Here is a 23,608-nt window from a genome sequence, read left to right on the forward strand (position 1 = left end):
CGGAATAAGGCTCGTGCCAGACCACCGGAAAATACATGAGAAAGTTACTGTTTCTCTATATGGCCGCGTGACTAGTAGTCACTATGGGTTAATTGCGCACCTTAGCCGCTCACTTCAACTGCGATTGTCGTCGGTCTGACGTATCGATCGAATGCGCTTATTGGCCCTGTCGTTGTCCTATCGGCGACCGCTGCAAGGAACGCGAAAGCGAACACCACACTCTCTGAGTCCGGACGGTCAAAATGACCTCTTGAGGGTATCTCAGCGGCAGGGGCAATTTCCATCTGTCTCGGCGCTGAGGGCGAAACACCGGCCGCTTGAGGAAGTCTCTGTCTACACAGCGATTCAGCTAAAGATTCGTTTGAGCCTACCGTAAACCCGCTTAGTAACATTTCCCGAATCCCGGGTGCTGCGCATCCGGATCCACCATGGAATTGAACATGTCTATATCCGCTCTCGCAGGCAATAACGCGGCCACTCTCTCGCAATCCAACGCGCAATCGGCATCGTCCGACCCGGCGGCATCAAATGACGGAGCCAATACGGCGTCCCCTACGGTGTCGACGACCACACAAACGTCCGTGGCCGACTCCTCGACGCAGGTCACGCTTAGCCCTGAGGCGCAACAGTTCGCCAAGCTCAACGCCGAGGGCATGACTGTTACTGTCACGAGTCTGTCAGGACTGAACCTGCCGTCGCGGTCGTCCGGTGAGTCGTTTGCCGATTACGCGCAGCAGCTTACCCAGGCGCTGAAAGGATTCACTCCAATTGCCCCACCGACGAACGAAAAAGGTCAATACGACGGCTATATTTCGCAGTCGGCCTTCGAGGCCGTGGTGGCGCAATTCGGCGGTAGTAAAACCCAGGCTGATCAGCTTTTCACGGCGTTCGATACCAACGGCGGCAGTTCGGTATCGAACATCGAGTTGCTAAACGCGATGGCCGGTACCGCCACTAGCCCGAACAGCTCCTCGGCGCAGGCGCTTTTGAAACTGATGGACAGCAGCGGCGATGGCACGGTGAGCAGCGGCGAGTTCCTCAACTTTGAAACTGCAATGGTCGCTGCGGAGAAGCCCGCGTCCTGAAATCCAGCGGCGACACCCGGCGAGAGTGTGAATATCGCTGTCGTTGCCGTGGCTCGTGAGCTCGGGGGTCTCATCAGGATTCAAAGCCGAGGAGTCGAAGCTTCGAATAGCAGATCGTCTGGCCAACCTAATTGCCGTGTCCCGCCGTCCTGAGCTGGCGAGTCTTCCGGTTACCTACGAATTTCTCCGCTCCCCAAGGCAGACCGTTGGGTTTCGACTGATTGCTGACGATCCGAACGTCGAGGTCGAGTGTCTCAAACCGGACCCGGCCGCTTCGCGATCAACACCAGCGCCTGAGTCGGATGCTTAAGGGGCACTATGCCTACTTCGGCATCAGCGGGAATTATGAGCGCCTGGCGACCCTGCCGCATCAGGTCGCACGCATCTGGCGCAAGTGGTTATCGCGGAGGTCGAATAAACGCTCTCTGCCGTGGATTGCCTTTGCGGGAATACTCGAACTATTCCCGTTACCGCAGCCTCGGATTGTCCATCGCTACGCCAAACCGCGAGCGAATCGGTTTCGACGCATTAGCGGAGGCAGGTGGTATGCTGCGGACCTTTCAAGAATGAAATGAAGGACAAGGAAGGCTCTGAATCCGGCGGTCGCCAAAGTGCTGAAGCGGTTGCACTATCCGCTCGATGTGATGCTGGTGTGCGTGCGTTGGTAGGTTGCCTATCCGCTGAGCCTGCGCAACCTGGAAGAGATGATGGCTGAACGCGGAGTCGCCGTAGACCATTCGACGGTTCATCGCTGGGCCATCAAGCTTCTGCCCGTTCTCGAGAAAGCCTTTCGCAGGTGCAAGCGCGCAGTCGGCAAGAGCTGGAGGATGGAGGAGACTTATGTGAAGGTCAGGGGCGAGTGGCAATACCTCTATCGAGCCGTGGACAAAGATGGCAACACGGTTGATTTCCTGCTGTGCGCCAAGCGTAACGAGGCAGCAGCGCGGCGTTATTTTGAAAGGTCGATCGATCGGAACGGCGCACCGGAAACGGTAACAATCGATAAAAGCGGAGCCAACCTGGCAGCGCTTGAGGGCACCTGATCAGGTTCGCTAATTCCAATCCGTTCAAACTTCTGGCTAAGAAGGATTCGGCTGTTCAGGCGCGGATTCTATGACCATTTTTGCTGTTTAGGTCAATTCAGTTTTTACCAAAACGTCGCATCTGACGAAGTAATCGGCCGGCTCAAGCGTTTCAGCATGCGTATCGACGCGGGGCTTTAGCCTCTTCTGGATCTGTGTCTCTTCATCCGGCTAACCGGCACTCTCCGACCGCGCGAAAGTTGTTTGCACAAAGCGAGCGAATCGTCGATACGCCTAACGAAAACCGGCACTGTTCGGCAGCGGCCGTCCACTTCTTCGTTTGATTTTTTATCTCGACACACCGTGCAAATGTCCGATGTACCAAGTCCAACGGCCATTCGCTCACGTGGGGTCGCCTGCCGCTTTCGGCCTTGGCCGACATTCGCACCTCGGCGCATATGACTCAGCTATGGAGCGAATTCCGGGCATTCGCATATACACTTGGTGCCAAAATCTTCAGCGTTCTGAATGGCTGATTGGCGCCTGATGCATGGGATTACGCGTATGATCCCGACTTTCGAATTCACGGCCGACGTCTCTGGTCGGTAACCGCTCCGCGTCGTGCATTATCTCTTCAAGGTGAGAACCATGTTCAGGATTTTTTTGCAATTAGGCTTTGCGACCGTCGTTGTATCGATACTTGGGGCGTGTGCGACGGCGCCTGCAGGTCCTGCCAGTTCTTCCATCGACCCGCCTCAGGGCGAGCGCGTGATGACGTTGGTAGCGTCTGGTGTGCAGACTTATTCGTGTGAGTTCGACGCGCAGCATCATCTGGGATGGGTGTTCAGGAGCCCACAAGCGACGCTGTTCGACATGAGCGGCCGCGCCGCGGTCCGGCACGGCGCCGGGCCGTCCTGGGAAGCTGAAGACGGAAGCCGGATTGTAGGGCGTGTGCTTGCACAGCGTCCCAGCGAAACGTCGGCAAGCATACCGCAACTGTTGCTCGAAGCTCATAGCACGTCCGGTATCGGCACATTGTCGGCTGTCCGGTATGTGCAGCGAGTGCACACCGTTGGAGGGTTGATGCCGGCCGCACCATGTTCGACGGAACACGAAATCGGTAGCTCGCCCTATCTTGCGGATTATGTTTTCTATCGGTAGTAGCACGCGCTTTTTTGCGGGCGTTTTTGTCAAACCGAAGGGAAACGGTTGTGGTGCAATTCCTGCGCGTCGGTCTGTACCCTTGAGCTTTTGACGACCACGAGCCAATGAGCGAGCTGAAAGATCTCGAATGGTTGTTCAACGGGCGTCATTTCGACCGCGAAGTCATCGTCCTTTGTGTGCGTTGGTATCTGCGCTACAAGCTCAGTCTGCGTGATCTTGTCGAGATGATGGCTGAGCGCGGCCTGTCCCTGCTCACACTACGATCCTGCGTTGGGTGAAGCGCTACACGCGGGAGTTCGTCAAACGCTGGAATCGGTTGGCTACGACAGCCGGTCAGTTGTGGCGAGTCGACGAGACCTGCGTGAAGATTCGCGGCAAATGGGCCTATCTCTACCGCGCCGTTGACCGGGCGGGAAAGACGATGGATTTTCGCCTCAGCGCGAGGCGCGACGTGGCGGCAGAAAAGGCGTTCTTCGCGAAGGCAATCAGGACTCAGGGACGCGCTCCTGAGACGATCATGCTGGACGGCTACGCGGCATCTCATCGGGCGGTCCGCGAGATGAAGACCGACGAGTCGCTACCCAGGTGAACGAAATTGCGATCCTCGAAGTTCCTGAATAACCTGGTTGAGCAGGATCACCGCCACATCAAATCGCGGGTGAACGTGATGCTCGGGTTCAAGCGGTTCCGCAGCGCCGCCGTTATTTTCTCCGGCATCGACCTGATGCATCGGATTCGCAAAAGCCCGTTCGATCTCACCAGCATGCACCTCGAAGATGCCGCTTCGCCCTCGATCTGGATGGCGGTTCTTTCGGCTCGTTGAGGTGCCCGAAGCAAGAACGATTTCTCGCCCGACTACCGAGTTTGCACCACTACTCTCAAATCAAACAATGCAAGATCTGACGGTGCGGGAAAAGCAGGTCCTCGCCATGATAGGCGCGGGTCTGAAAAGCGTGGATATTCAAAACGCATTGCAAATCGCGCCCATGACGCTGCGAAAGCACCGCGCAAATATTACGCAGAAGCTAGGGCTCAGAACGAGCGGGCAACTTACTGCTTACGCGGTGGGCCTGACGCCGGTGCCTCTCAAATCAACTTCATTTCTCGAAAATCGCTGAACTTTTAGGCGACCGTGAGCGCCTGGTGCTGGAGCGACTCGCTACCGGGATGACGAGCAAAGAGATTGCGCGCGCCCTAGGAATCAGTGACCGTACTGTTAGCAAACATCGCGAAAACATAAAGCGCAAGGTCGGCGTGCGGGACCTCGCCGGGCTCATTCAGCTAGTGCGCGCGATCTCCTCGTGAAGGACAGATTCGCCGTAATCCGACTACGCATTCAGAGGTATTTCTCGGATCAATGATTGGACTCATTGTTCAGTTGCGGTGTGTGCATAAGCGGGCATCGCAAAGTCAACTTTTCATTCGAGGAAACCATGAACAATGCAGATCAGCTTCACAGTCAGCTAGTGGCCGGCGCAACGTTTTTTGGTAGTGAGCTTTGGAACCTTCATCCCAACTTTCTTGCAGCGGCAGCGCCTGGAGAAGCTACTCCTACTCCTCCGCCTCCGATCGATAAAACGGATGGTGGCCTTTTTAGTGCCGTGCAACTGACTAAAGAAGTCGCGGCGGAAGTGCAAGCGGACATGACAAAGGCTTCGACCTGCATGCTGAATTTGACTTCGCTCGGAACCACCTACTGTCAGAGCGTCGCAGCAAAGGCGAATAATCCCGATCTCCTCTTCGACACGGCCACCTGGAAGCAGGTCCTGCTTCACTACCCGATGCTTGGCCCAATGAGCTTTAAAGATACCGGGTACTCGAAATCGATCCGCGGCGTTGAATTGTCTTCCGCGTTTCTCCAGCAGATCCTTGGGTTCGCCGCTACGGGACCCGTTGTCGGCGCTTTCCAGACCTTCATTGGGTCGTTTGGTAACAAAATCAGCGCGGGTGTGGACAAGTCAAGCAAGCCGTTCCATTTTGCGTCGAACACCGTCTTCATCGACGCCCAGCAGGTCGGCAATGAGTGGTTAGTTCTACCGCATCTGAAAATGTTCTTCTGCGACTTCACTTCTCAGGAGCGGAAGGTGTATTCGAGCTGTGGCTCCGCGACGATGCTTGATGTGAACCTCCGTTACATTGAGGTCGATGCAATCTGGAACTTCCAGCTCTACAAAAGCGATCCGACAGTTGCTGCCGCGTTTGACAAGCTCGTCGGTGCAAGCAATATCAACAAGATTTCGGAAGCAGCAACTTTCTTTGGTGGCACGGTTAGTTAGCACGCGGATGTTGCAGTAGGTGGGACCACCGTTTCGCAAATCTGCGGCGACACAGCGGACCTCTACCGCGTTCGTAGAGGTCCGCCTTCTGACCGTTATCTGGAGAATTTCATGAATCCTTCCTTGACATCCGTCTTCTTCCTTTCAGCGGACGGGTTGGCGCGCGACATGCCAAATGTGCAAATACTCGACGTATTCGGATTAGTCCACTCATTTGCCAGTTCGCGTGCCAACACTGTATCTGCAAAAGATTATCAAAGTTCTTCTCAGTTGGCTCTGTTGCGGGTTCCGGGCCTTGGACCTGCTAAAGAGCTTCGATATTCGGATGCGTTTCCCTCTGAGAACGCCGCGATTACCGCGCTACTTACGCGGGTTCCGGAGAGCAAGCCATCCAGACAAGCGGAATTTATCGCCAGTCTCGACGCGCCCCAATCACCCGAAGCGCGTGATGAGTTTCTAACGCTTTACTGCGGTTCGGTAACACCGGCAACTGATACGTCTGTGAGTATCAGCGCTGTCAGCTTTCTATTCGTACATTGGGTACCGGATGTCGCACTGGGAGATAGTGGCCAGCTCGATGTCGTGCAGATGAGTAGTGTTTTGAACAAAGAATGGTTCGATTCGCATCAGAGTGAGTGGCTTGCCCTGACGAAACACGGCGATCACTCGTCAGTTATCAACTCGGGAAGGTTCCTTCAACTTCCGGCGTAGGGGTGTTCGGCCGACCTTGGAGAAGGTCGCATTGAAACCCGCCTCATCAAACAAACCCGTTGGGATCATTCCATGAAAAATCTGAAATTCGTTCGCGCGCTTTTAACTTGCCATGCAGCGAAATCTGTCGGGTTGCTGGCATTGACGTTTACTACGTTCGCTGCGGTTGCCCAAACTTGTGTTCCACCTGCGAATAAGGATTGGACCGGGTGGTTGACGGCTCAAGAAGACGCAGGCGGGCATGCGAAGGCGTGTCATCTTGGTGTATCCGTCTCAGGATTGATCGGTCGGCTGGAAAACCGCGGCGGTAGTAAGGCACCCGCTTGCGCACCGTATGGTGAAGCCGCCAGCTCGTGGTCGGATCCGGCATCGCTTCTAGCCGCGATAAAGCCGGCTATAATCGCCGACGCGGCCGGCTATGCAGCGGGAGCTGCTGGCACCCATGTCATTCAGGGCGTCTCAGATAAAACTGTCGGAATAGTGGTTACCCGTTTTGAGGGATCTAATCCGGCAAAGAATAGAGCGGCCTGCGATGGAAACAATTCTTACGTATGCGTGAAAACAAAAACGTGGACGGCGGTCGTGCGGAAAACCGAAGCCGGCGCCTGCTACCTCGTCACGGCCTATCCTGGAGACTAATCCGGCATAAGCTGCGAACTGTGAACGGCCGTAAGGAACCAGGACATCGTATCGCCCAAGCCGTGCGGGCGCTCACGGTCGCAGATGGCCCGATTGTGACATTCGCACATTGTGATCGCTTGCCCGTCCAAGGATCGATCTGAGGCAATTGATTGCGACCGCACCGTGTTAGATATACTACCCTTACCAAACCGCGAAGGTGCGCGTTGAGCGTCAAGACCCATGCGCTCGTCCAACCGTGCTGTGCCGAATCTGATCGAAACCCGGAACCAGTTGTATCCTGAGCGGTATCCGGAAACTGCCCGCGCCGATGCGAGTCTTGGGGGATGGCAATCTGCTGCCAGAGGATATGAACGACGCCAATCCGCATCCGGGCGGAATACAGATGAAGAGCGCGGGCACTTCGCAGTAGCGGCGCTCAGGCATGGCATGAGTGGCGTTTCCGGATGCCGTGGACCGGGACGAATATCTGAAAATGCCCAGAGACCGGTCTATCCGGAGATTGCGATGAATGTTTCCAGATGGGCGAACTCACCGCACATTCGGGTAATCTCGAGATTGCATTGGCATCGTGCAGTCGCCCGTTGGGAAACTGCACGGCCACTTCTGGTGACACTCCAGACGCTTTTACTCGACACTATTTAGCATCCGCATCGCTGCCTTTTCGGCATTGGCTACGTGCAGCCGGGCAATGTCCTGAGCTCCCGCAGCGTCGCGCGCCTTCAGCGCTTTATAAAGCCGGTCGATTTCGCTCAGGCTGTCTGGTAGGCGATCCGGGTGCATCAGCGAGGTCGTGCGCAGCAAATTAATGCGCGAATACAGGCTATTGAGAATTTCCTTGATGAGCGCATTACCGCAATTGTCGAGCAGAAGGTCATAGAGCGCAGCCTTCGCGCGCAATACCCCTTCCTGATTCTGTGCGGTGGCTTGTGCGCGCAGTTCCTTCACCACGTCACCAAAGTGCCGGATAGCGTCGTCGTGAGCAAGGCGGGCGAATTCGTGGGCGGCGAAACCTTCGAGCAGCCCGCGTAGCGCGTACAACTCACCGGCCTCCTCTTTCGACATCACCGCAACGATGGGGCCCTTGTGAGGCACGCTTCGCACCAGCTTCTCGGCCTCGAGCTTGCGCAGCGCCTCGCGCACCGATGTCCGGCTTACACCTAGCGTCTCGCACAGTTCGCGCTCAATCAGTCGTGCCCCTGGCGCGAAGCGCCCGGTCACGATCGCCTGTCGCAGAACGTTTTCCACCTGATGACGTAACGTCTCAGGCCTCACCAAGCCCATGTCTGTTAACATTATTGTATTCCCGTCCGACAAGATTCAACCTCCATGATACTTGAGCGGGACCGCCATCGGCGCTCTTAAGATCGCGTGGAACAAGAAATCGGCGAATCGGCGCGCGTTCAGGCGCGTTCGGACGCTACACACAGCGGCGCGCGCGAGACGATGGAAAGCGCTGCATCGAACTTCATGATCATCGGTTGTGCGTGGGCGACCTCGACCGAGGCGATCGCGTCGTCGCCGATTCCATCGAGCCGCTTGAAGAGCGCGCGCAGTGAATTGCCGTGACCTACCATCAGTACGGATTTCCCACGCGCTAGTGCCGGCGCGACGCAGTCGTCCCACAGCGGCAGCACGCGTCGTAACGTGTCGCGCAGGCTTTCGGTGCGTGGCAGTGAATCCGGGCCGGGCATTGCGTCGTCATGCAATGCGCGCACGAGTGCAGCATGCAGGTCGGCGTCGAGCGCTGGCGGCGCAAGATCGAAGCCGCGCCGCCATTGCCGTACGCGTTCGGCCCCGTATGCCAGCGCGGCCGCATTCTTTTCCATGCCCGTCAGCGCGCCATAGTGGCGGTCATTCAGACGCCACGAGCGCACAATTTCCGGCATTGGCTCGTCGAGCGCGCACAGCACGTGCCCGAGCGTATCGGCTGCGCGTGACAGCGCCGACGTGACCGCGAGATCAAAGCAAAAGCCCGCGTCACGTAAGCGCTCGCCGACGCGCTGTGCATCGGTAACCCCTTGCGCGGACAGGCCGACGTCGCTCCAGCCGGTGAACCGGTTGGAGCGATTCCAGACCGACTGGCCGTGACGTAGGACCACAAGTGTGGCCGATTTCTCAATCATGTCGATGGTTCAGCGCTAGTTGTAGCCGAGAATCGCGACGGCCCGCACATGCACGTGCTCGTTGCTGTTCGACGCGAGAATTGAAAGCGGCGGTGACTGCATCGCTCGCCACGCTCAACCGCGCCCACCGGGGCTCGCGTTGGCATGCGTGGAGGGAGTGTGCGGCGCGGCCCGCTGCCGTGATAGTAGGTCTACGGAAAAGATCGACTCGCGCATCGTAAGATCATCCATGTGAGGCCCCGCTCGCCGCGCTGCGGTGCACGAGAGCGGCCTCCAGCAGCGGTGCAGCCAGTTCCGCGCCGTGAATCCCCGTCACGCTGACAATCTCCAGCAACTCCATCAATTCCTCGGCGGTCGCGCCGTAGCGCAGCGCGTTGCGCATGTGCAGCTTGAGGCCAGGTACGTACAGGTGCGTAGCAGAGGCGTCAAACGCGCAGTACATGAACTCCTTGATCTTCGGGTCCAGTACGCCGGTACGCCATGGCACCGACGAGAACTCGACATACGCTTCGAAGAGATCTGGATCGAGTTCCAACAGGCCCTCCCAACTAGGATGCCAGTAGCCACGGTTCTTCTCGAACCCGGCTTTCAGCTTTTGGCGGCGCTCGTCAAGTTGCGGCGCGCCATTGCGCAGGCCCTCCTCTTCCAGCACTTCGAGCAGTACCGGTACGCCGACGTTGCTGGTGTGAATACCGATCGTGCTGATCAACTCCAGCACTTCGATCAACTCGTCGCGCGTCGCACCGAACGACAGCGCCCGCTCAATATGACGCGCGACGCCTGGCGCGTACAGTTGTGTCGCGCACGCATCGGCGGCCAGCGCGATGAACGCGCGTGTCTTGTCGTCGAGATGATTCCTGCGCTGCGGCACGCCTGCGAACTTCAGGTATGCGTCGACGAAACGCGGGTCGAGGCGCACGAGGCTGTCCCATTCGGGACTCGCCTTGCCGTGCAGGCCAATGAGTTCGTCACGAAGGCGTGACCGATCCAACTGCGGCATAGTCCGGGTCATAACGTGAATTCCATCGAGGGAAATGCGGCGAATGTTTTTTTGCGCGTGCGGGACCACCCTGCGCACCGCACGCGCGCTCAGTGCGCTCGCGCTAGCGGGCCGCGACAGTCGGATAATCCTGCTCCGCAACCTCCTCCTGCCACGTTCCCTTGCCGATCGATGTCGCGATATGGACCAAGTAGCTCCCTTCGCTCGCGCCGTGCCAGTGCCGCTCGTTCGGCCCGATGAACACGATGTCGCCCTGGCGGATCGGCTGCGGTTCTTCGCCGTCCAGACAGATCCAGCCCTGACCGGCCGTGACCTGCAATACCTGGCCGTGCTCGTGCGTGTGCCAGTAAGTGCGTCCTCCCGGTTCGAAGAGCACGGTATTGATGGTGACGCCGTTGGTAGCCGGCATGACCGGGTCGGCCCAGACAGTACCCGTGAACGTGTCGCTGCGGCGCTCGGACATCGCGCCAGCCGCTCTGCCGTGAAAGACCTTCATGCGTTTTTCTCCTTGTGTGCTCCGTCGAACAGCCGCACGCCGCCCGACACGTCGCCAATCGCATCGACGACACGGTTGCTGATTACATCGCCATAACCAAGCGCGGTGCCGAGGCCGAAGCTCGCGAGCGGGCCGGCCGAATTCAGCGACATCACGCCGAGTTCGCGCGCGCGGTCCACGTACAGCACGACATCCTTGGTCATCAGCTTGCCGGTCAGGCCGCCTTCCAGATAGTCGCCGTCGACGATCTTCGGGAAACGATTGAGCGTGGCGAAATTGACGCCGCTGCTGCTGTTCAGCACATCGAGCAGCAGATGCAGGTCGAGGCCGGCCTTCTTGCCCGCCACCATCACTTCGGCGCTGGCGGCAAGGCTCACCGCGTTCAGAAAATTGTTGAGCAGCTTGGTGGTGTGACCCGCGCCGCTCTCGCCCATGTGGGCGACCTTCGAACTGATCGGCGCGAATGCCCATTGCAGCGCGGCGACGGCGTCAGCGTTGCCGCCCACCATCAGTGTGAGCGAGCCCTTCTCCGCCGCGGCCGCGCCGCCCGAAATGCCCGCGTCGACGTAATGCACGCCGCGCTCGGCAAAGCGTTTGCCGAGGCGGATCGTCGAGCTGGCAGCGGCCGTGCTCAAATCGACGACGATCTGTCCCGCACGGCAATGCGCGAGCACGCCCTCTTCACTCTCGACAACCGCCTCGACCACCTTGCTGTCCGGCAGCGACATCATCACGACGTCCGCATACGCAATCACGTCGCCTATCGTGCCAGCCGCCTTCGCGCCTGCCGCGTCGATACGCTCACGCATGGTGTCGTAACCGAGCACTGCGATGCCTGCATCGACCAGGCGCCGGGTCATGCGCCCGCCCATGTTGCCGAGACCGATGAAGCCGATCCGTTCCTTGTTCATGAGTTCTGTTCCTCTGCTTCGAAATTAGAAATCCACATCCTTCGTTTCCGGGCCCATCAGCGCACCGACCATGCCGACCAGGCCGCCCACGCACAGCAGCACGACCGATGTCAGCCGCAGTGGCATGAAAGCGCCGAGCCAGTTCATATAGAACGCGTAGAACGAAGGGATGATCACCGACAGACTGAAGCCGACGCCGAAGCCGGTGGCGCGCACATCCGTCACGAAACGCTCGTTGATGTACGTGACGATCACACCCCACGGCGACGTGACGAGCACCGCGAGCACACACACCAGCAGCATGATGGTCGACAGCGACAGCCCATCGACATTCGCCAGCACGTACAGCAGCGCTGCGCCAACCGTGGCGATCAGCGGACCGACGATCACGAAGAAACGGCGCCGCCCGATGCGCTGCGCGATCAGTCCCGAACCGATGTAGCTGAAAAACAGCACGAAGTACGTGAGCATGAGCGTCGCGGTCATCTGGAAGCCGGTCAGATGCAGCGTCTTCACCAGCAGGCCCGTCGGCAGGAAAATCGTGATGATGTTTTGCGTGAGCCAGAAACCCGTCATCATCACCAGAACCTGCAGGAGGTTGCGCCCGCTCTTGCCGCGCAGCAGATCGGAGAGCGGCAGCTTTTCGGCGACGGCTGCCTTGTCAGCGGCTTCGCTCTTCCAGATCTCCGATTCGGAGACCTTGCGCACGTAGTACATCGTCAGCAGCCCGGCGAGCGCCGCGCCGAGTACAAACGGAATACGCCAGCCCCATTGCGCATACGGCGAGTGCATGCCGTTTAGCGGAAACAGCACGAACATCAGCATTGCGACGAGGTTGATCGTCACGTATGCGGCCGGAAAGCCGGCGATGATGAAACCGCCAACGAAACCGCGCTGCTCTTTCTTCGAATACTCGATCGCCAGCGGCATCGCGCCCGTGTAGCCGCCACCCAGAAAAATCCCGTCGACGAAACGCAGCAGCACCAGCAGCCAGTACGACACGATGCCGATGGTTTCGTAGCCGGGCAGCAACGCGATTAGCAGCGTCACCACGCCGAAACCCGACACCGACCAGATCGAAGCCTTGCGCCGGCCGACGCGGTCCGCGATCATGCCGAACAGCAACGCCCCGACCGGCCGGCCGAGGAGCGTCGTGATAAATACCAGCGACGCGAGGATGGTCTCCATGCCGGCCGAAAGGTGCGGCGGCTGGAAAAAGCCGAGCACCGGTGACAACACCACCACCGGCAGATAGATATCGAACATGTCGATGAATTCAGAGAAGAACGCACCCTTGATGGCGTTGCGCCTCCTCGATTCAATCGACTGATCGTTCTCCGCCGTTACAACGTCATTCGCAGTCAACGCTTTCATGCCTGTCTCCGTTCGTTGTTCGCACTGCTTTGCGGCGCGAGTTCTCCTTGCGCAGCCCCGTGTGCTGTTGGCTGTCTGCAGTGTGTTGCCGCGTCAGGCGGCGGCCGCTTCCGCTTCGTAGGCCTTGATCGCGTCGCTCGCGACGCGGAACGCCGCGAGCGCGAGCGGTGCGCCGCAGTAGGCGGCGGCCTGCATCAGCACTGCGCGGATTTCTTCCTTGCTGACACCATTGCGCAACGCGCCCTTCACGTGCACCGACAATTCGTGGTGCTGGCTCATCGCCGTCAACATGCCGAGATTCAGCATGCTGCGTGTCTTGAAGGACAACGTCGGATCACCCCAGATGTCGCCCCAGCAGCTCTCGGTGACGAACTTCTGCATCGGCCGGTTAAAGTCATCGGCATTCGCCCACGATTTTTCGACGTGCGCGGCGCCCAGTACCTCCTTGCGATTCTCAAAGCCTTTGTTGAAGCGGTCATTGGTGTCCATCATGTTTCCTCTGTGGTTCAAACTGATTGCGAATAGGGTTGACTCACGCGCGTCCGATCCCGATCGTCATTGACTGCCTGAATGATTGTCGGACAGTCTTTGCGCCGAAATTTTTTTTGGCGTGACTACAGACTTGCATGCGTCACGTTGCAATTCAATCCGCGCCGTAGCCCACTAGCGCCTTTGTCTCCAGATACTCGCGCAGGCCGGCCTCGCCCCATTCACGGCCGTTGCCCGAGCGCTTATAACCGCCAAATGGCGCGCCGAAATCGGTGGGCGGATAGTTCAGGTGCACCCCGCCCGCGCGCAGTGCGCGGCCTACCCGGCGCGCCCGCGCGACGTCCGCCGATTGCACATACGCCGCGAGACCGTAGTCGGTGCCGTTCGCAATCCCGATTGCCTGCTCTTCGGTGTCGTACGGAATCATCGATAGCACCGGCCCAAAAATTTCCTCGTGAGCGATGGTCATTTCGGGCGTGACGTCGGCGAATACAGTCGGGCGTGCGTAATAGCCCTTAGTAATGCCGTCTGGCCGGCCCGTGCCGCCCGTGACGAGGCGCGCGCCTTCATCGATGCCGGTCTGGATCAGTGCCTGCACCCGCTTGAACTGGTTTGCGTTGACGAGCGGCCCAAGCTGCGTCGACGGGTCATCGGTCGGTCCAATCCGATACGCTTGCGCGGCACGCTTCGCGATCTGCGCGGCATCGTTCATGAGATGACGCGGCACCAGCATGCGCGTCGGAATCGAGCACGACTGTCCAGAGTTCGTGAAGCAGCCGGCGACGCCGCGTGTGACGGCCTGATCCAGATCGACATCATCGAGCAGAATGTTGGCCGACTTGCCACCGAGTTCCTGCGCGACGCGTTTGACGGTTTCCGCCGCCGACTGTGCGACCAGCACGCCGGCGCGAGTCGAGCCGGTGAACGAGACCATGTCGATATCCGGATGGCTCGCGATAGCAGCGCCGACACCCGGCCCGTCGCCGTTGACGAGATTGAATACGCCCGCAGGCACGCCTGCTTCATCGAGCACTTCGGCAAACAGCAATGCACTTAGCGGCGAATATTCGCTTGGCTTGAGCACCATCGTGCAGCCGGCCGCGAGCGCCGGCGCAATCTTGACGACGATCTGGTTGACGGGCCAGTTCCACGGCGTGATCAGGCCGCACACACCAATCGGTTCGAGCACCACGCGCGTGCTGCCGTGCTGTTCTTCGAATTCGAAGCGTTCGAGCACATCGATCAGCGCATTCAGATGCGCAGGGCCGCGCATCGCCTGGCCGTTGCGGGCGAACGTGATGGGTGCGCCCATTTCCTGACGCATGATCTCGGCGAATTCGTCGTAGCGACGCTCATAGATCGTGATGATGCGCTTGAGCAGCGCGATACGTTCGGGCACGCTCGTCGCCGACCAGGCAGGAAATGCCCGGCGCGCAGCCACGACTGCGCGATCGACATCATCGGCGTTGCCCATTGCAAGCTTTTCAAACGGCATTTCCGTCGACGGATCGACGATGTCGAACCAGACAGCAGATGCGGGCTCGACCCAACGTCCATCGATATAAAACTGTGCTGCACGTGACATAACGGACTCCGGAATCAATGAATCAGAGACAGGCTCAGGATGCTGCGCCCGGCAGGAGGCGGTACATCTCGGTGTGGTCGGTAGCGGGTGTAGAACGCTGCGCCGCCTCGTCCCATACCTCCGTACACGTCGCGCCGAACGTCATGGGATGATCGACTGCCTGCGCTAGAGCGCGGGCAATCTTCAGGTCCTTGTTCATCAATTGCAGCGCGAAACCAGAAGCGAAAGTGCCGCTCAACATGAACTGCTTGACCTTGTTTTCCGAGGTATTGCTGCGGCCCGAAGACGCATTGAGCACGTCCGTCATCACTTCCGGCTCGATACCGAAGCGACTCGCGATCTGCAGCGCCTCGACCGTGGCCGCAAGCCCCGCCGCCGACACATAGTTGTTGAGCGCCTTGGCTGCATGCCCGGCGCCCGCCGCGCCGATATGCAGCACGCCAGTGCCCATTGTGTCGAGCAGCGGCCTGCAACGCGCGAGCACGTCCGCAGCGCCACCGACGAGAATTGCCAGCGTGCCTTCCTTCGCGCGCTTGACGCCGCCCGACACGGGCGCATCCAGATACGCGAGGCCGAGTGCTTCGAGCGTCTTGCCGAGTTCACGCGAACGTTCTGGTTCCGACGAACTCATGTCGATCACCACGGCGCCCTTCGCGAGCCGCGCGGCCCAGCCGTTGCCGGCATCTTCACCCAGCACCACGGCTTCGACGATCGCGGAGGTGGGCAGCATGGTGATCAAGGCGTCGAGGGATTCGGCATTGTCCGCATTCAGCCGTTGCGCGCCCATCTGATCAGCCAACATGTCGGCACGGGCGGCGTCGGCATCGTCGATGAACAGTTCGAAACCGGCCTTGCGCAGGCACTGCACCATCGGTGCGCCCATCATGCCGAGACCGATGAAACCGATCCGTTTGGGTTGTGTCATGAAATATCGCTCCTAGCGCAGCGCCGAAAACGCGGTTGGCGTGAGGAAATGGTTCTCGATGCGTTCAACGATCGGCCTGTCGGCTTCTGTCGCCGCTCGTTTGGTGATCCAGTCCGGATCGGCCTGGAAAGCGTTCCACTTCTGCTCGCGCTCGGCCAGGCTTTCCCACTTCACCATATACGTCAGCGCGTGATTGCTTGGACCGATCAGCGTCGTCCAGAAGCCAATCTGTTCGATGCCGTGCTTTTCGAAAAAGCCAAGTGTGGTCGACGTGAAGCGCTCGAGCAGCGCTGGCAGACGCGTCGGCGCACAGTGGTAAATACGCATTTCAACGATCATGTATGTCTCCGTTCCCGATGTGAGTGGCCGTAGCCAATGAGTCTTTCCGATAGCGGTTCTAGTCCGCGAGGCCGTCGCCCGACGACCAGCGTTCGACGTATTTGACGAGTTCGGTCATGTCGCGCTTAGAGCCGTCCTGCATCGCAGCGTAATTCCAGACCTGACGCGCGACACTGCCGACCCACATCGGCACGCCGAGCGCCTGGCACTCGTCGACCGCAAGCCCGATGTCCTTGCATACACTGCCGACTGGAAAGCCGAAGTCGAAGGTTCCCGGCAGCACGTGCTTCGGGAATTTATCCATCGTCGCGCCGTTTTTGCCGCTACCCGAATTGATCACCGACATCATCACTTCCGGGTCGAGACCGCCGCGCATGCCGGCGACGAAGGCTTCCGACGTGATGGCAAATGCCGTCGACGACAGCATGTTGTTCAATAGCTTGAGCAGCTGCCCCTGGCCCGGCTGGTCGCCAACGACAAAAACATTGCCGAGCACTTCGAAAAGGTTGCGCACCTGATCGAGCACATCCGGCTTGCCGGCCATCATGATGGCGAGCGTTCCCTTCTTCGCGCCCGCGGCACCGCCACTCACTGGCGCATCGACAGTGTCGATGCCTTTTGCGAGCAGGCCGTCCGCCACTTCTTTTTCCGTACGCGAACCGACGGTCGACAGGTCAACGAGAATCTTGATCGCTCCTCCCTCGATCAGCCCGCCGTCGCCAAGCGCGACTTGCTTGAAGATCGCAGGCGTGGGCAGACTCGTCAACACGATGCGCGCGTTGTCGGCCACGTCCCGCACGGATTTCGCCGCACGCGCACCGATTGCCGTCAGTTCCGCGACCGCCTGCGCGTCGCGATCGAACACGACGAGCGAATGACCCGCCTCGATGAGACGACGCGCCATGGGCCTTCCCATCACACCCACACCGACAAAACCGATAGTATTGTTTCCTTGACCGCTGCTTGACATGACTTTCCTCGTTCGTTTGGAATCCGTATCGATATACTGTTTCTTTATGCGTCTCGGGCTGCGTGCGCGAGCCGCATGAGCGCCGCGGCATCCGTTTCGCTGTCGAAGCGCCATAGCGCGTCGATGAGCGGCTGCGGTGCGATGCCCGAGCCGCCAAAGGCGGCCAGTTCGCGCAGCTTCGACGCGAGTTCGACGTCGGCAAGCGGCGCCGCCAGACTGCCGCGCGCCGCGTGAATGCGCCGCGATACGATCTCGCCCGAGTGCAGCACGACGACGACCTGCGCAGACTCGACCGGCCACGATGCGTCGTCGATGAAGCGCAGCCGCGTGCCGAACACGCGCAGCGATGGGTCCGTCACTGCGCTGTCGCTGAATTCAGCAAGACCTGCTTTGCCCGTCGCCAGCGTGACAGCTACCGCATGCTGCGCACTAACCTGCGATTCGCGACCGGTGCGCACATTAGGCCGGTCGGTACGTTCACGCAGCAACGGATGCCCGGTCAACTCGACACGCTCGACGTCATTGAGCGTCCAACGTGCGTCGCGGCGAAGATCGAGACAGGCGTCAATCACCGGGTTGAGCACCACACCGCACGGATAAGGCTTGTAGGTGTTCGACAGTAGCGCCCACTCGTGGCCGAGATCGCGAGTCAACGCATCGACATCCGGCCTCGCCGCGGTGACGCGCAGGAACCCGCGCGCGCCTTCGAGAGGTGAATCGGGACCGGAGAAATCGTCGGCAGCAAGCAGCGCTGACAGCAGACCGTTGCGTGCGGCGTTGCCGACGCCGATGCTCTTCGACATCGTCCCGAGCGTCTCCACGAGACCACCGGCCTGCGCTGACGCGTTGCCCAATGCCCATACTATCTGTTGTGCGCTCAGACCCAGCACCTTCGCAATCGCAGCTGCCGCACCGAACACGCCGCAGGTCGACGTGATATGCCAGCCACGCTGATAGTGCTCAGGAGAAACCGCATTGCCGATCCGGCACTCCACTTCGACACCAACGACGAACGCATGTAGCAACGCTGCGCCCGTCATTGCACTGGCATGGGGGTAACTGTCCTTGAGCGACTCGACGAGCGCGAACAGTGCGGCAGCAACGGGCGCGGTCGGATGGATGATCGTCGGGATATGCGTGTCATCGAAGTCGAACACGTTCGCGCTCATTGCGTTGAGCGCCGCCGCGTTCAGCATGTCGATGCGCTCGCCGCGACCGATCAGGCTCGAACTCTGCCCTGCGCTAAAACGCTGATAGTTGCGCACTGCCTTGTCGAGCGTTGGGTCGGTACAGCCAGCCAGAGCTACGGCTACATAGTTGACGAGCGCGCGCTTCGCCTCGTGACGCACGACGGCCGGCACGTCGTCCCACGTCGTGTCGCCGACCCATTGCGCGAGCCGCTGCGTCGCGTGTCCCGCCTCGCTGTTCGTGCCCGTCTGGCTGAAGCTGCCGTCTGCCTGCGCTGCCATGTGCTGGGTTATCCTTTGCCGGAATACTCGTTTGATTCACTGGATCGTCTTATGCAGATCCACCGCGCGGTCCACGCTTACGGCTTGGTCGCCGAGGCCGTGCGGGCGTTGACCGCGTTGCCGGACACATCGACCATGTCGCTGACTTCAGCGGCAATCGATTCGAGCGAACGCCGCCGGGTTTCAGTGCCGAGCACGCCCACGATCAATGCCTGTATCAGCAACGTGCCGACAATCAACGTTAATACACCTGCGATGCCGAAGCCCGTGAATGCCCATGCTACGGCGTACGGCACAGCGATGCTGACCGCTCGCCCTACCGTGTTCGACACGCCCGATCCGCGCAAACGCAGCTCGGTCGGGAACAGTTCGGGTACATAGGTTGCCACGCTAAACGACGACAATACGTAAATGCAGCAGGTGATCGCAAAGCCAAGCGCAGCAATCGCCACTTCGGATTGCGCGAACGGATAGGCTGTGCCGAAACCCGCGCAGATCAGCGAGAACAGGACGATGCCCCACTTACGGCCAACGCGTTCCGCAAGCGCGAAAGCAATCATCGAGCCGATCGGGCCTCCGGCGAACATGATGGCCGTCAGGCCAAGCGAGTTCGACACGCTGTGGCCCTGCTTGACCAGGAACGTCGGAATCCAGCTGACGAAAGCGTAGTTGACGATGAAAAGTCCGACCAGCACGGTGATACCAGTAACAGTGCGTGCTAGCAGGCGACGCGTGAAGAGATCGCCGAGACGACCGCTATCCGGCGCATCCGCACGGTACGGCTGCTGTGCGGCAGCCGAGATAGCCGTGGCTGAATCAACGCCGCACGCCGCTTCGATACCCGACACGATCTCGTTTGCCTCAGCGGCACGATTGCGCGAAGCCAGCCAACGTGGCGACTCCGGCATCGACTTACGCAGAAACCACACGACCAGCGCACCACAACCCGCGATTGCGAACATCCAGCGCCACCCATATTGCGGCACGATCAACCAACCGAGGAACGTCGACAAGAAGAGCGATGTGTTGATGATCAGATTGAGGATGGTGCCGAAGCGGCCGCGCCATGCAGCCGGAATGAACTCGCTCAGCGTGCCGTAGCCAACCACGATTTCGGCGCCCATACCGATTCCCATCACCAGGCGGAAAAAAATCAGCCAGTGCATGGACGGCGCGAATGCCGCTGCGATCGACGCGAAGCCGTAGATTCCGAGATTGAACTGGTAGCAGAACCGGCGCCCGAAACGGTCACCGAGAAGGCCTGACAACCACGCGCCCGACATCATGCCGATAAAGGTGACGGACACGAAGATCGCATTGAGCTTCAGGGTCGATTCGCCGCTATGGATCATTGCGGCGAGCACGGTCCCCGCAATGTAGATATCGAAGGAATCGAAGTACATGCCCGCAGCGATTAACCCGAGCAACCGCCAGTGATAGCCGGACAGCGGCAAGCTGTCCAGTCTGTATCCAATACTCGCTTGGTTCTGCATGGATGCTGTCTCCGTCAACTTCGTTGTTCTAGTTTCGCAGCCTCTGGCGCCGTCACCGCCCAGTGAATGTGAGCGCTAACAGCAAAACCAATTATATTCCTGTCATACAATCAGTCAAGGGTGAATTGCAACCTGTGGGAATCCTGTTCGTGTTGCGGCGCATGAATCCGGTCTCAAGCGAGAGTCCGTTGCCGAGTGTAGCGGCGCTGAACGACCCCTGATGCAAGTCACTCAAAATCGGTCTACAGGAAGCAGCGTGGGTCGGGAAGTTGGGCAACGGGCGAGACATGGCCGCCGCGCAGGAAGAGTCTCCGTCCGTTAGGCGGGGCGGAAGTTAAATTGCCAGCCAGCCACCTTCGACGGGCAGCATTGCGCCTGTCATCTGTGCTGCCGCATCACCGCATAGAAACACCACCAGATCAGCAACATGCGACGCCTCGACGAAATGGCCGGTCGGCTGCTTGCCCGTCAGAAAGCGCTCGATCGCTGCGTCACGGTCCAGCCCCTGGCTCTCCATTAGCGCCTGAATACGACTTTCGCTCGTCGGCGTGTGCACGGCGCCTGGGCAGATAGCATTGCAAGTGATGCCCTGTCCCATCGTTTCCGCGGCGACCGCGCGTGTGAGCCCGAGTAGCGCGGATTTGGTCGTCACGTAGTCAACGCGATTCACCGTGCCGCGCATACCGTACACCGACGTCATATTGAAGATCCGGCCCCAGCCGCGCTCCCGCATGCCTGGCAACGCCAGGCGGATTGCATGGAAGGCGGCACTTAGATTGACCGATAGCGCCTCGTCCCATTTGTCGACTGGAAACTCTTCGATGGGCGCGAAATGACGCACCACTGCGTTGTTGATCAGCACATCGATTGTGCCAACGCGCGCAATCGTTTCGAACATCATCCGTTCGACGGCTCGCGCATCGCCAAGGTCCGCCTGCAGATAATCGGCACGATAACCATGCGTCTGCTCGAATTCCGCGCGGATCGGCTCGACCTGCTCAAGCGTTTCGATTCCATGCAGCACGACCCGGCAACCAGCGGCCGCGAGCGCATTGGCCATCGCAAGACCCAGCCCATGCGACGAGCCCGTTACGAGTGCGATTCTCCCCTTCATTTTGCATTTTCCCTGTCGACAAGCGTGTCTGTTGCGAGGCCGTAGCGAAGCGTAATCGCTCGCGGCCGCATAAATGATAGCGCTAACTTAACTGAAAAGATGAGGCGTTGCAATATCGGGCGTTGCCCCGGACAGGTACGTCGAGGTCAGAGGGAAACCAGCTACAGCGTTGTCGAGCAGGCACCGCAAGACGGTCCGACGAGGCGTTCGGCGGACGCAAAAAAAGGGGCGCAACTTGCGCCCCTTCGATTTTTCCACCCTTGAACGTGCTTGCTTCAGGTGCTCTCACGCTGGATGATTTCGAAACCTAGATCGAGCCTCGTCGGCACGGCTGGTTCATTGCTGCGCATTCTTTGCAGCAGCGCTTCGGCGCTGCGCCGGCCGATCTCGAGGCGAGGCAGATTCAGACAAGTCAGCCGCGGCACCGTGTGCCGCAAAATGTCGAGATCGTCGAAGCCAGCAATTGCGATGCGCTCAGGCACCTTCCAGTTACGCCGCTGCGCTTCGAAAAGCGCGCCGACAGCGAGTACGTCGCCCGCGAAGAAGATCGCGTCCACTTCAGGCGCACGCTGCATCATGTCTACCATCGCATGTGCGCCGGAGGTCAAACCGCCCTCCACTTCGCGTACAAGGCCAAGGTTGCGCTCGCGGCCAAGCGCAGTGAGCGCAGCGTGATAGCCCTTCAGACGCTCGCGGGCGCGCATGTTGATCCTGGTGGTCAGGCAGACAAATCCGATCGACTTATACCCACGTCCAGCCAGGTACAGAGTCATCTCCTTCGCCGCGTTGAAGTTGGAATAGCTGACCGCCATGTCGATCGGCGTACGCGCCAGGTCGCCCGTTTCGACGACAGGAATGCCGGCGGCGCGGATCATCTGGGCGGCACGCGGCGTATGTACGGTGTTGTGCAGCACGAGGCCGCACACGCGCTGGGCAAGGAACGCATCGATCAACGCCTCTTCTTCTTCGAGCGAATAGCCGCTGTCGGCAAGCAGAAGCTGCACGCCTGCCGTGCGGAGGACGTCCGCGCAACCCTTGATGCTGTGGGAATACAGAGAGTTCTGGATGCTCGGGACGATCTGGCCAACGACATTCGAACGGGCCGATGCGAGGTTCGATGCGATGTGATTCGGCACGTAGCCGATTCGCCGGACCGTATCAAGCACCAGCTTGCGGGTTTCCTCCGACAACAGTTCGGGCTCCTTGAGCGCGCGCGACACAGTCATCAAGGACACATTCGCTGCCTTGGCAACGTCGACCATGCGTACGGCCTGGCCGCCCGGACGGGTCTTGCCCACGCTCGCGCCGACTTTCGACGCCTTCTTCACTCCGCCTGCCGGCCCGTCGGCCAACCCGATCTTCCCGTCGTCGACGGCCGCCACACGCTTTTTCACTCACCCATCCAGCTCTTCAGTTCGATGGAGAATTGTAGCGTATGCCATGTGGAGTTCCGTACGCTTTCGCGGCATCCAGTTATCCCAGAACACCGTTCGACTCGTGCCCACAACAACGCAACACGAGTCGGTTTCTGCCTGATATGATAGCGCTATCATATCTTGGGAACAGGAGACAGCTGCCATGACAGACGCACCCGAAAGCTACAAGATTTTCGCGATCAAGTATGCACACCACGACCGCCCCGCCCGCGATAACTTCATTGGCGGCGACCCGCACGATGTGAACATGCCGCTCGACTATTTCGTGTGGGCGGTGGTCGGCAACAGTCGCACCTTCCTCGTCGACACAGGATTCGACGCCGAAGTAGGAGCGCAGCGCGGTCGCATCATCACTCATTCCGTCGAGGAAGGGCTTGGCGCAATCGGCATCCGCCCTGAGACGGTCGAAGATGTCATTGTCACGCACATGCACTATGACCACGCCGGCAACCGCTCGCTATTCCCGAAGGCGCGCTACCACGTGCAGGATCGCGAAATGGCGTATTGCACAGGTCGCTGTATGTGCCACGGCGCGCTGAATCATCCGTTCAACCCTGAGGATGTCAAATCGATGGTGGGTCGCGTTTTCGAAGGTCGCGTGTCGTTTCACGACGGCGCATCGAATATCGCATCGGGCTTGAGCGTGCATCGGGTCGGCGGCCATACCGACGGTCTGCAGGTAGTGCGTGTGCACACCGAGCGCGGCTGGGTCGTGCTTGCTTCCGACGCGTCGCATCTTTACGCGAACATGGAGCAGAACCGCCCATTCCCGGCCGTTTACAACGTGGGCGACATGATCGAAGGCTACCGTCGCGTGCACGAACTGGCGGACTCTGCGCAACACGTTGTGCCTGGCCACGACCCGGCGGTACTGACACGTTATCCGGCAGAGAACAGGGAGACCGACGGCTGGATCGTTCGGCTCGACGCTGCTCCACGCTAAGCGTGCGACTCGTTCGGCGTTGAAAATCGAGCGCTCATCCT

23 protein-coding genes and 2 pseudogenes are annotated in these 23,608 nt (G+C 59.6%); 10 read left to right on the top strand and 15 right to left on the bottom strand.

What is annotated here, in order from left to right:
* Positions 1 to 428: 428 nt before the first annotated feature.
* From P0D89_RS33080 to P0D89_RS33120, 9 genes and pseudogenes are all read left to right on the top strand, one after another.
* Complete coding sequence (locus tag P0D89_RS33080; protein ID WP_408377747.1) at positions 429 to 1,085, top strand: EF-hand domain-containing protein; 657 nt, start codon at positions 429 to 431, stop codon at positions 1,083 to 1,085.
* A gap of 644 nt (positions 1,086 to 1,729) precedes the next feature.
* Positions 1,730 to 2,119, top strand: a pseudogene (locus P0D89_RS33085) (IS6 family transposase); the annotation flags it as partial.
* A gap of 636 nt (positions 2,120 to 2,755) precedes the next feature.
* Entirely contained in the window at positions 2,756 to 3,268 is a 513-nt protein-coding gene (locus tag P0D89_RS33090; protein WP_408364336.1) for a DUF3455 domain-containing protein, read from the top strand.
* A gap of 107 nt (positions 3,269 to 3,375) precedes the next feature.
* A pseudogene (locus tag P0D89_RS33095) lies at positions 3,376 to 4,094 on the top strand (IS6 family transposase).
* A 67-nt stretch (positions 4,095 to 4,161) separates the two neighbouring features.
* A complete protein-coding gene (locus P0D89_RS33100) occupies positions 4,162 to 4,389 on the top strand; it encodes a response regulator transcription factor (RefSeq protein ID WP_408364306.1) in 228 nt (75 codons plus the stop codon).
* Positions 4,382 to 4,576, top strand: coding sequence for a LuxR family transcriptional regulator (locus P0D89_RS33105; protein ID WP_408377755.1), 195 nt, complete (start codon positions 4,382 to 4,384; stop codon positions 4,574 to 4,576). The genes P0D89_RS33100 and P0D89_RS33105 overlap by 8 nt, the downstream gene beginning before the upstream one ends.
* A gap of 128 nt (positions 4,577 to 4,704) precedes the next feature.
* The gene (locus P0D89_RS33110; protein WP_408364304.1) at positions 4,705 to 5,547 is read left to right on the top strand and encodes an Evf family palmitoylated virulence factor; all 843 of its coding nucleotides are present in this window, start codon (positions 4,705 to 4,707) and stop codon (positions 5,545 to 5,547) included.
* 111 nt (positions 5,548 to 5,658) lie between these two features.
* Positions 5,659 to 6,258, top strand: coding sequence for a hypothetical protein (locus tag P0D89_RS33115; protein ID WP_408364302.1), 600 nt, complete (start codon positions 5,659 to 5,661; stop codon positions 6,256 to 6,258).
* Between the two features lie 72 nt (positions 6,259 to 6,330).
* The gene (locus P0D89_RS33120; RefSeq protein WP_408364300.1) at positions 6,331 to 6,897 is read left to right on the top strand and encodes a hypothetical protein; all 567 of its coding nucleotides are present in this window, start codon (positions 6,331 to 6,333) and stop codon (positions 6,895 to 6,897) included.
* Positions 6,898 to 7,524: 627 nt separating this feature from the next.
* Here the strand turns inward: P0D89_RS33120 and P0D89_RS33125 are convergent.
* From P0D89_RS33125 to P0D89_RS33195, 15 genes are all read right to left on the bottom strand, one after another.
* Complete coding sequence (locus P0D89_RS33125; RefSeq protein ID WP_408364298.1) at positions 7,525 to 8,193, bottom strand: GntR family transcriptional regulator; 669 nt, start codon at positions 8,191 to 8,193, stop codon at positions 7,525 to 7,527.
* 107 nt (positions 8,194 to 8,300) lie between these two features.
* Positions 8,301 to 9,023, bottom strand: coding sequence for a 2,3-bisphosphoglycerate-dependent phosphoglycerate mutase (locus P0D89_RS33130; RefSeq protein ID WP_408364296.1), 723 nt, complete (start codon positions 9,021 to 9,023; stop codon positions 8,301 to 8,303).
* Between the two features lie 223 nt (positions 9,024 to 9,246).
* The gene (locus P0D89_RS33135) at positions 9,247 to 10,035 is read right to left on the bottom strand and encodes a carboxymuconolactone decarboxylase family protein (protein ID WP_408364294.1); all 789 of its coding nucleotides are present in this window, start codon (positions 10,033 to 10,035) and stop codon (positions 9,247 to 9,249) included.
* A 91-nt stretch (positions 10,036 to 10,126) separates the two neighbouring features.
* A complete protein-coding gene (locus P0D89_RS33140) occupies positions 10,127 to 10,519 on the bottom strand; it encodes a cupin domain-containing protein (RefSeq protein WP_408364292.1) in 393 nt (130 codons plus the stop codon).
* Positions 10,516 to 11,430, bottom strand: a complete 915-nt coding sequence (locus P0D89_RS33145) for an NAD(P)-dependent oxidoreductase (RefSeq protein WP_408364290.1) — start codon at positions 11,428 to 11,430, stop codon at positions 10,516 to 10,518. Before P0D89_RS33145 ends, P0D89_RS33140 begins: the two co-directional genes overlap by 4 nt.
* 24 nt (positions 11,431 to 11,454) lie before the next feature.
* Complete coding sequence (locus tag P0D89_RS33150) at positions 11,455 to 12,804, bottom strand: MFS transporter (protein ID WP_408364288.1); 1,350 nt, start codon at positions 12,802 to 12,804, stop codon at positions 11,455 to 11,457.
* 93 nt (positions 12,805 to 12,897) lie between these two features.
* A complete protein-coding gene (locus P0D89_RS33155) occupies positions 12,898 to 13,293 on the bottom strand; it encodes a carboxymuconolactone decarboxylase family protein (RefSeq protein ID WP_408364286.1) in 396 nt (131 codons plus the stop codon).
* 154 nt (positions 13,294 to 13,447) lie between these two features.
* Positions 13,448 to 14,878: an aldehyde dehydrogenase family protein gene (locus P0D89_RS33160; RefSeq protein WP_408364284.1), complete on the bottom strand. Its 1,431-nt coding sequence runs from the start codon at positions 14,876 to 14,878 to the stop codon at positions 13,448 to 13,450.
* Positions 14,879 to 14,912: 34 nt separating this feature from the next.
* A complete protein-coding gene (locus P0D89_RS33165; RefSeq protein ID WP_408364282.1) occupies positions 14,913 to 15,803 on the bottom strand; it encodes an NAD(P)-dependent oxidoreductase in 891 nt (296 codons plus the stop codon).
* 12 nt (positions 15,804 to 15,815) lie between these two features.
* Positions 15,816 to 16,142, bottom strand: coding sequence for an NIPSNAP family protein (locus P0D89_RS33170; RefSeq protein ID WP_408364280.1), 327 nt, complete (start codon positions 16,140 to 16,142; stop codon positions 15,816 to 15,818).
* Between the two features lie 58 nt (positions 16,143 to 16,200).
* Positions 16,201 to 17,226 carry an NAD(P)-dependent oxidoreductase gene (locus P0D89_RS33175; protein ID WP_408364278.1) on the bottom strand — a complete coding sequence of 342 codons (1,026 nt, stop codon included), beginning with the start codon at positions 17,224 to 17,226 and terminating at the stop codon, positions 16,201 to 16,203.
* Positions 17,157 to 18,581 carry an MmgE/PrpD family protein gene (locus tag P0D89_RS33180; protein WP_408364276.1) on the bottom strand — a complete coding sequence of 475 codons (1,425 nt, stop codon included), beginning with the start codon at positions 18,579 to 18,581 and terminating at the stop codon, positions 17,157 to 17,159. Before P0D89_RS33180 ends, P0D89_RS33175 begins: the two co-directional genes overlap by 70 nt.
* Positions 18,582 to 18,658: 77 nt before the next feature.
* Positions 18,659 to 20,074 (bottom strand): MFS transporter, encoded by a 1,416-nt coding sequence (locus P0D89_RS33185; protein ID WP_408364274.1) that lies wholly within the window; start codon positions 20,072 to 20,074, stop codon positions 18,659 to 18,661.
* Positions 20,075 to 20,408: 334 nt separating this feature from the next.
* A complete protein-coding gene (locus P0D89_RS33190; RefSeq protein WP_408364272.1) occupies positions 20,409 to 21,188 on the bottom strand; it encodes an SDR family NAD(P)-dependent oxidoreductase in 780 nt (259 codons plus the stop codon).
* 275 nt (positions 21,189 to 21,463) lie between these two features.
* Positions 21,464 to 22,582, bottom strand: coding sequence for a LacI family DNA-binding transcriptional regulator (locus P0D89_RS33195; RefSeq protein WP_408364270.1), 1,119 nt, complete (start codon positions 22,580 to 22,582; stop codon positions 21,464 to 21,466).
* Between the two features lie 184 nt (positions 22,583 to 22,766).
* Here P0D89_RS33195 and P0D89_RS33200 point away from each other — a divergent pair, with 184 nt between their 5' ends.
* The gene (locus tag P0D89_RS33200; RefSeq protein WP_408364268.1) at positions 22,767 to 23,567 is read left to right on the top strand and encodes an N-acyl homoserine lactonase family protein; all 801 of its coding nucleotides are present in this window, start codon (positions 22,767 to 22,769) and stop codon (positions 23,565 to 23,567) included.
* Positions 23,568 to 23,608 lie beyond the last annotated feature (41 nt).

It is taken from the genome of Paraburkholderia sp. RL18-085-BIA-A (assembly GCF_046027075.1).
GTDB lineage: Bacteria > Pseudomonadota > Gammaproteobacteria > Burkholderiales > Burkholderiaceae > Paraburkholderia.

Excerpts from the sequence above, each read along its gene's own strand:
- P0D89_RS33115 (WP_408364302.1), top strand. The coding sequence starts at position 5,659 with ATGAATCCTTCCTTGACATCCGTCTTCTTCCTTTCAGCGGACGGGTTG.
- P0D89_RS33080 (WP_408377747.1), top strand. The coding sequence starts at position 429 with ATGGAATTGAACATGTCTATATCCGCTCTCGCAGGCAATAACGCGGCC.
- P0D89_RS33130 (WP_408364296.1), bottom strand. The coding sequence starts at position 9,023 with ATGATTGAGAAATCGGCCACACTTGTGGTCCTACGTCACGGCCAGTCG.
- P0D89_RS33175 (WP_408364278.1), bottom strand. The coding sequence starts at position 17,226 with ATGGCGCTTCGACAGCGAAACGGATGCCGCGGCGCTCATGCGGCTCGC.
- P0D89_RS33155 (WP_408364286.1), bottom strand. The coding sequence starts at position 13,293 with ATGGACACCAATGACCGCTTCAACAAAGGCTTTGAGAATCGCAAGGAG.
- P0D89_RS33160 (WP_408364284.1), bottom strand. The coding sequence starts at position 14,878 with ATGTCACGTGCAGCACAGTTTTATATCGATGGACGTTGGGTCGAGCCC.
- P0D89_RS33200 (WP_408364268.1), top strand. The coding sequence starts at position 22,767 with ATGACAGACGCACCCGAAAGCTACAAGATTTTCGCGATCAAGTATGCA.
- P0D89_RS33100 (WP_408364306.1), top strand. The coding sequence starts at position 4,162 with ATGCAAGATCTGACGGTGCGGGAAAAGCAGGTCCTCGCCATGATAGGC.
- P0D89_RS33145 (WP_408364290.1), bottom strand. The coding sequence starts at position 11,430 with ATGAACAAGGAACGGATCGGCTTCATCGGTCTCGGCAACATGGGCGGG.
- P0D89_RS33170 (WP_408364280.1), bottom strand. The coding sequence starts at position 16,142 with ATGATCGTTGAAATGCGTATTTACCACTGTGCGCCGACGCGTCTGCCA.
- P0D89_RS33090 (WP_408364336.1), top strand. The coding sequence starts at position 2,756 with ATGTTCAGGATTTTTTTGCAATTAGGCTTTGCGACCGTCGTTGTATCG.
- P0D89_RS33135 (WP_408364294.1), bottom strand. The coding sequence starts at position 10,035 with ATGACCCGGACTATGCCGCAGTTGGATCGGTCACGCCTTCGTGACGAA.
- P0D89_RS33150 (WP_408364288.1), bottom strand. The coding sequence starts at position 12,804 with ATGAAAGCGTTGACTGCGAATGACGTTGTAACGGCGGAGAACGATCAG.
- P0D89_RS33180 (WP_408364276.1), bottom strand. The coding sequence starts at position 18,581 with ATGGCAGCGCAGGCAGACGGCAGCTTCAGCCAGACGGGCACGAACAGC.
- P0D89_RS33165 (WP_408364282.1), bottom strand. The coding sequence starts at position 15,803 with ATGACACAACCCAAACGGATCGGTTTCATCGGTCTCGGCATGATGGGC.
- P0D89_RS33125 (WP_408364298.1), bottom strand. The coding sequence starts at position 8,193 with ATGTTAACAGACATGGGCTTGGTGAGGCCTGAGACGTTACGTCATCAG.
- P0D89_RS33140 (WP_408364292.1), bottom strand. The coding sequence starts at position 10,519 with ATGAAGGTCTTTCACGGCAGAGCGGCTGGCGCGATGTCCGAGCGCCGC.
- P0D89_RS33110 (WP_408364304.1), top strand. The coding sequence starts at position 4,705 with ATGAACAATGCAGATCAGCTTCACAGTCAGCTAGTGGCCGGCGCAACG.
- P0D89_RS33120 (WP_408364300.1), top strand. The coding sequence starts at position 6,331 with ATGAAAAATCTGAAATTCGTTCGCGCGCTTTTAACTTGCCATGCAGCG.
- P0D89_RS33190 (WP_408364272.1), bottom strand. The coding sequence starts at position 21,188 with ATGAAGGGGAGAATCGCACTCGTAACGGGCTCGTCGCATGGGCTGGGT.
- P0D89_RS33185 (WP_408364274.1), bottom strand. The coding sequence starts at position 20,074 with ATGCAGAACCAAGCGAGTATTGGATACAGACTGGACAGCTTGCCGCTG.